Raw genomic sequence first — 6,184 nt, 5'->3', positions numbered from 1 at the left:
CCCCTCGCCCGCGCCCCACTCCCACGCGAGCCACTCCACCGGCCTGGCCGACGACGAGGTCCGGCGGATCGACGCGTACTGGAGCGCGGCCAACTACCTGTCCGTCGGGCAGATCTACCTGCTGGACAACCCGCTGCTGCGGGAGCCGCTGCGGCCGGAGCACATCAAACCGCGGCTGCTCGGCCACTGGGGCACCTCGCCCGGCCTGAACTTCTGCTACGCGCACCTCAACCGGGCGATCAAGGCGCGCGACCTCGACATGATCTACATCATGGGGCCGGGGCACGGCGGCCCGGCGGCCGTCGCGAACGCCTGGCTGGAGGGCACCTACAGCGAGGTGTACCCGGACGTGTCCCTGGACGCCGCAGGCATGCGCAGGCTGTTCCGGCAGTTCTCGTTCCCCGGCGGCATCCCCAGCCATGTGGCCCCGGAGACGCCGGGTTCGATCCACGAGGGCGGCGAGCTCGGCTACTCGCTCGCGCACGCGTACGGCGCGGCGTTCGACAATCCGGACCTCGTCGTCGCGTGCATCGTCGGCGACGGCGAGGCGGAGACCGGTCCGCTGGCGGCGAGCTGGCATTCCGACAAGTTCCTGGACCCGGTGAAGGACGGCGCCGTCCTCCCGATCCTGCACCTCAACGGCTACAAGATCGCGAACCCGGCGGTGCTGGCGCGGATCCCCGAAGAGGAACTCGTCCAGCTCCTCGACGGCTACGGATACCAGCCCTTCCTCGTGAGCGGCGACGAGCCGGCGTCCATGCACCGGAAGATGGCCGCCGCGCTCGACCAGGCCCTGAACGAGATCACCGACATCCAGCGCAACGCCCGCGAGGGACGCGTCTCCGAACGCCGCCGGTGGCCCGTCATCGTCCTGCGCTCGCCCAAGGGCTGGACGGGACCGAAGGAAGTGGACGGACAGCCGGTCGAGAACACGTGGCGCTCCCACCAGGTCCCGCTCGCCGGTGTGCGCGACAACCCCGAGCATCTGGCGCAGCTTGAGGAATGGCTGCGCTCGTACCGCCCCGACACGCTGTTCGACGACGGCGGAGCCCCCGTCGCGCCCCTGCGAGCGCTGGCGCCCGAAGGCGACCGGCGGATGAGCGCCAACCCGCACGCCAACGGCGGGCTGCTGCTGAAACCGCTGCGCCTGCCCGACTTCCGCGACTACGCCGTCCCGGTCGGCAGGCCCGGCACGACGTCGTCCGAGCCGACCCGCGCGCTCGGGACGTTCCTGCGCGACGTCGTGAAGGCCAACCCGTCCAACTTCCGCATCATGGGCGCGGACGAGACCGCGTCCAACCGGCTCGGGGCGGTGTTCGACGCGACCGACCGCGTCTTCCAGGGCGAACGGCTCCCGACCGACGAGCACCAGGGGCCGTCCGGGCAGGTGATGGAGGTGCTGAGCGAGCACCTGTGCCAGGGCTGGCTGGAGGGCTACCTCCTCACCGGACGGCACGGCCTGTTCAACAGCTACGAGGCGTTCGTCCACATCGTCGACGCGATGTTCAACCAGCACGCCAAATGGCTGAAGGTCACCCGGCACCTGGCGTGGCGCCGCCCGATCGCGTCCCTCAACTACCTGCTCTCCTCGCACGTGTGGCGGCAGGACCACAACGGCTTCACCCACCAGGACCCCGGCTTCCTCGACGTCGTCATGAACAAGAAGCCGGAGATCGTCCGGGTGTACCTGCCGCCGGACGCGAACACGCTGCTGTCGGTCGGCGACCACTGCCTGCGGTCCCGCGACTACGTCAACGTGATCGTGGCCGGGAAGCAGCCCGCGCTGAACTGGCTGCCGATGGACGCGGCCGTCGCCCACAGCACCCGCGGCATCGGCATCTGGGAATGGGCGTCCAGCGACGGCGGCGCCGACCCGGACGTCGTCCTCGCCTGCGCCGGAGACGTCCCGACCCTCGAAACGCTCGCCGCCGTGGACCAGCTCCGCCAGCTCTTCCCCGAGCTGCGCGTCAGGGTCGTGAACGTCGTGGACCTCATGCGGCTGCAGCCGTCCAGCGAGCACCCGCACGGCCTGCCCGACCGCGATTACGACGCGCTGTTCACCACCGACAAGCCCGTCATCTTCGCCTTCCACGGCTACCCGTACCTCGTCCACCGGCTCACCTACCGCCGCGCCGGGCATCCCAACCTGCACGTCCGCGGTTACAAGGAGGAGGGGACGACCACCACGCCGTTCGACATGGTCATGCTGAACGACCTGGACCGCTTCCACCTCGTGATGGACGTCATCGACCGCGTCCCGTCCCTCGGCGGACGCGTGGCCCACATCCGGCAGCGCATGGCCGACCGCCGCCTGGCCCTCCGCGCCTACACGCGCGAACACGGCCAGGACGCACCGGAGATCCGCGACTGGACGTGGCCGTACTGATGCGCGTCCTGACCGTGAACCCGGGTTCGAGCAGCCTGAAGGTGAGCCTGCTCGACCCGGACGACACCCTCCTCGCCGAAGACTCCGCCCCCGGCCACGAGAGCGCCGGGATCGTCGCCGGGATGCCCGCCGAACCGGACGCGATCGGCGTCCGGTTCGTCCACGGCGGCACCGGCTACACGGAACCGACGCTTATCGACGCCGCGGTCACCAAGCACCTGCACGACCTCGCCGATCTGGCCCCGCTGCACCAGCCCGCGTCCCTGCACGCCCTGTCGGAGATCGCCTCCGCCCTGCCCGGTGTCCCGGCCGTCGCCTGCTTCGACACCGCGTTCCACGCCACCCTCCCGGACGCCGCCGCCACCTACGCGCTGCCCGCCGAATGGCGCGAACGGTTCGGGTTGCGCCGCTTCGGCTTCCACGGCCTGTCGTTCTCCTACGCCGTCCGGCGCACAGCCGAACTGCTCGGCGCCATCCCACCCCGGATGGTCGTCTGCCATCTCGGCTCGGGCGCATCCCTCTGCGCCGTCGCCGAAGGCCGCTCCGTCGACACGACCATGGGCTTCACGCCGCTCGAAGGGCTGATCATGGCGTCCCGCGCGGGCAGCATCGACCCGGGCATCCCGCTGTGGCTGATCAAACACGGCCTCTCTGTTGAAGATGTCAACACCGCCCTGGAACGCGACTCCGGCCTGCGCGGCCTCACCGGCACCGGCGACATGCGCCGCGTCCGCGAACTCGCCGAGCAACGCGACGCGAACGCCCTCGCCGCCCTGGACGCCTACCACCACCGCCTCCGCGCCTGCGCCGCCGCCATGACCGCCTCGCTGGGCGGCCTGGACGCGCTCGTGTTCACGGGCGGCGTCGGCGAGCACGACCCGTCCGTCCGCATGCGCCTGGCCGAAGACCTCTCCTACCTGGGCGTCTCCATGGACCCAGACCGCAACGCCGCCGCAGCCGGCGACACCGACATCACGTCCGCCGACGCCCCCGTCCGCACCCTCGTCGTAACCGCCCGCGAAGACCTGGAGATCGCGACCGGAGTCAGGAAGGCGTGCGCGAAATCCTGAGCGCCGCCGGGACCGACGCGGACGCGCTCGCTGCTCTGCAGGCCGGCCGGGCCGAGCTGATCCGGCTCGACGCCCGGGTCCACGGACGTCCCGTACCGATCGACGCACTCCCAGCCACTGCGTATCCGGCCGCGAGCGGCACCCCCGTTTCCGTGCCCGGGGCGACTGGGGAACGCTTCCTCACGGTCGGCCAGGGCACCCGGGAATTCGTGATCGACCGCCCGGAACCCGGACGTCCGGCCCTTGTGGAGGTGACCACCACCGGCAGCTCCGCGTTCATGGTGAAGGAGGTGGTCCGGACGGCGGACCGGGTGGAGACCCTCGGGAACCTGGCCTCCACCTATGAGGATCACCACGAGCGTCATTACCTCACTCCCGATCCGACTTACCTGCTGGTGAAAGCCGATCTCGACCGGCGCTGGTCGATCCGGATCCTGCCCATCGGGCAGGCCCGGCGGCTGGAGACCGAGTGCGTCGGGCAGAGCAGGGAAGTCCTGTCCTACGAGGGCGGGCCCGCGCTCCTGACCGTCCAGGCCCGGGCCCCGCAGTTCTGTTCCGCGGCGTTCTTCGGGCGGCGGGGGCGGCGCAGCGTACGGGGCCGGTTGCGTCGGGCAGGCTCCGCCTGCCCCGCCCGGTCGCGCCGCCCCCACCGCCCAGCCACGAAGTAGGGATTCAGAATGGCCACATATCGGTCAATAATCTCGAAATTCTCAAAGTCGGCAGCCTAGCGGTGATAATAGTGTGGCCTTTTGATTCGTGCGTTTTTGGTGCGTGGGTTGGGTTTTGATGTGGTAGGATTAGAACATGAGTTCGATCACTGTTGATTTGGGTGGGGCGTCTACCGGTGAAATGGTGGACGTTCTTTCAGTGATCGCTTCTGAGCTTGCGCAGCGTGCTGTGCCGGATTCGGCGGGCTTGTGCAAGGAGCTCTCTGAAACCCTTGCTGCCGCCACCGACCAGCTTGAAGCCGCCCTGGCCGGAATGGTGGGCGTGGTCGACCGGGCCGGGGAGGTGAAGCGGTGGGGTTACCCGTCCACTCAAGCCTGGCTCCGTCATCAACTCGGTATGCGTGACAGCCGCGCCAAGGAACGTCTCACCCTGGCCCGGCAGCGTGACCGCCTCGCTGAGGTGACAGAGCGGTGGGCGGTCGGTGACCTCTCGTTCGGATACGCCGCCACGATCGCGGGCGCGGTCGCCCGCCTCGACGACGAGGACTGCCAGGCGGCCGAGGAAATCCTGCTCGGCCTGGCCGACCAGGACTGCTCGGCCGGGAAGGTCGCCGCGTTCGGCAAGCGCATCCGCGATGTGATCGCCGAGCGGGACGGCATCGAGACACCCGACGGCGACGTCAAGCGCGGATACGAGCGGTCCTGGATCGACTCCACCCGGTCCCTGGACGGCGGCCGCTACGTCAAGGGCTGGCTCAACGCCGAAGACGCCGCTATCTGGGACGGCACCCTCGCACCACTCGCCAAGCCTGCGGGAGCCGACGACCGCCGAGACCTGTCCGAACGGACGGCGGCCGCGCTGACCTCGGTCCTGGCCGGTGGGCACAAGGCCACCCGCGTCACCGTCATCTGCGACCTGGACACCCTCACCGGCGGAACCACCCCGGCACGCCTCACCGACGGCACCCCGATCCCAGCCGAGCAGGTCCGCCGCATCGCGCTCAACGCGGGCCTGTCCCCCTTGCTGCTGGGGCCCGGCCAGCACCCGCTCTACCTCGGCCACACCGTCCGGATCGCCACCGGCGCACAACGCCGCGTCCTGCAGACCATGTACCCCACCTGCGCCGTGCAGGGCTGCGAGGTGCCCGGGACGTTGTGCGAAGTCGACCACGTACACGGCTGGGCTCTGGGCAGGAGCCCGACCGACATCGACCAGCTCGTCCTGACCTGCGGCTGGCACAACCGCTTCAAGCACAGCCACCCCGACCAGATCCAGATCGATCGAGATCCCGTGAACGGGCGCTACACCTACCGGCTTCGGCCTCCACCCGACCGGCGGCCCGTCACGGCCATCGGCCGCCCGCCTCCCTGGCCTCGTGAGTTCCCGCAACGGCGAACCGGCGAGCCCGCCCAGCCGAGAGCACCCCGTCCTACACAGACGGCGGCGTAAGCGTCCGGCCGTAGGTCGTGATCTCTCTGGCCTGGCGCAGCGTCGTTCAACGGGCGCGTTGGTGGGTGGTGACCAGGATGCCGTCGCCGTACGTCTTCGACTCGGTCAGGGACCAGGTGGTCTTGTCGGGGGTCTCCGTCCAGAGTTTGCGGCCGTGGCCGAGGATCACGGGGAACCACATGAGGCGGATCTCGTCGACCAGATCGTGCGCGAGCAGGCCCTGGACGAGCCGGATGCTGCCGGGCACGGAAATCTCGCCTTCGACGTCCTGTCTCAGCCGGGTGACCTCCTCGGTGAGGTCGCCGGAGAGCACTGTCGTGTTCCGCCATTCGGGGTCGGTGAGCGTGCCGGAGACGACGTATTTCGGCATGCCGTTGTACTTGTCCGCGAGCTCGCCTTCGTACTGCGGCCAGGCGGAGGCGAAGCCCTCGTAGGTGGCGCGTCCCAGCAGCAGCGCCGCGGACGCGAGCGCCTCGTCGGTCTTGAACTGCTCGCCGTCCGGGCCGCGGTCGAAGTCGAAGCTCCAGTTCGGGTACTTGAAGTCTTCGCCGCCGGGCGCCTCGACGACGCCGTCCAGGGAAATGAACTCGGTCACGACGATCTTTCCCAT

General features: G+C 69.7%; 5 protein-coding genes. 4 read left to right on the top strand and 1 reads right to left on the bottom strand.

Annotated features, from left to right (window positions below):
- Window positions 1-43 precede the first annotated feature (43 nt).
- The 4 genes from ETD83_RS21315 to ETD83_RS21300 all read left to right on the top strand — a co-directional run bounded on the left by ETD83_RS21315 (window position 44) and on the right by ETD83_RS21300 (window position 5,574).
- Entirely contained in the window at window positions 44-2,386 is a 2,343-nt protein-coding gene (locus tag ETD83_RS21315; RefSeq protein ID WP_138646902.1) for a phosphoketolase family protein, read from the top strand.
- Window positions 2,374-3,456 (top strand): acetate/propionate family kinase, encoded by a 1,083-nt coding sequence (locus ETD83_RS21310; RefSeq protein ID WP_329602927.1) that lies wholly within the window; start codon window positions 2,374-2,376, stop codon window positions 3,454-3,456. The genes ETD83_RS21315 and ETD83_RS21310 overlap by 13 nt, the downstream gene beginning before the upstream one ends.
- Complete coding sequence (locus tag ETD83_RS21305) at window positions 3,441-4,124, top strand: hypothetical protein (RefSeq protein ID WP_138646900.1); 684 nt, start codon at window positions 3,441-3,443, stop codon at window positions 4,122-4,124. The genes ETD83_RS21310 and ETD83_RS21305 overlap by 16 nt, the downstream gene beginning before the upstream one ends.
- Window positions 4,125-4,260: 136 nt before the next feature.
- The gene (locus ETD83_RS21300; RefSeq protein WP_138646899.1) at window positions 4,261-5,574 is read left to right on the top strand and encodes an HNH endonuclease signature motif containing protein; all 1,314 of its coding nucleotides are present in this window, start codon (window positions 4,261-4,263) and stop codon (window positions 5,572-5,574) included.
- Between the two features lie 46 nt (window positions 5,575-5,620).
- Here ETD83_RS21300 and ETD83_RS21295 read toward each other — a convergent pair whose 3' ends face one another.
- Window positions 5,621-6,184 carry a dihydrofolate reductase family protein gene (locus tag ETD83_RS21295; RefSeq protein WP_138646898.1) on the bottom strand — a complete coding sequence of 188 codons (564 nt, stop codon included), beginning with the start codon at window positions 6,182-6,184 and terminating at the stop codon, window positions 5,621-5,623.

The organism is Actinomadura soli (assembly GCF_005889715.1).
GTDB lineage: Bacteria > Actinomycetota > Actinomycetes > Streptosporangiales > Streptosporangiaceae > Spirillospora > Spirillospora soli.
Note: the sequence above shows the minus strand (reverse complement) of the source record. Positions and strands in the feature narration are given on the sequence as shown.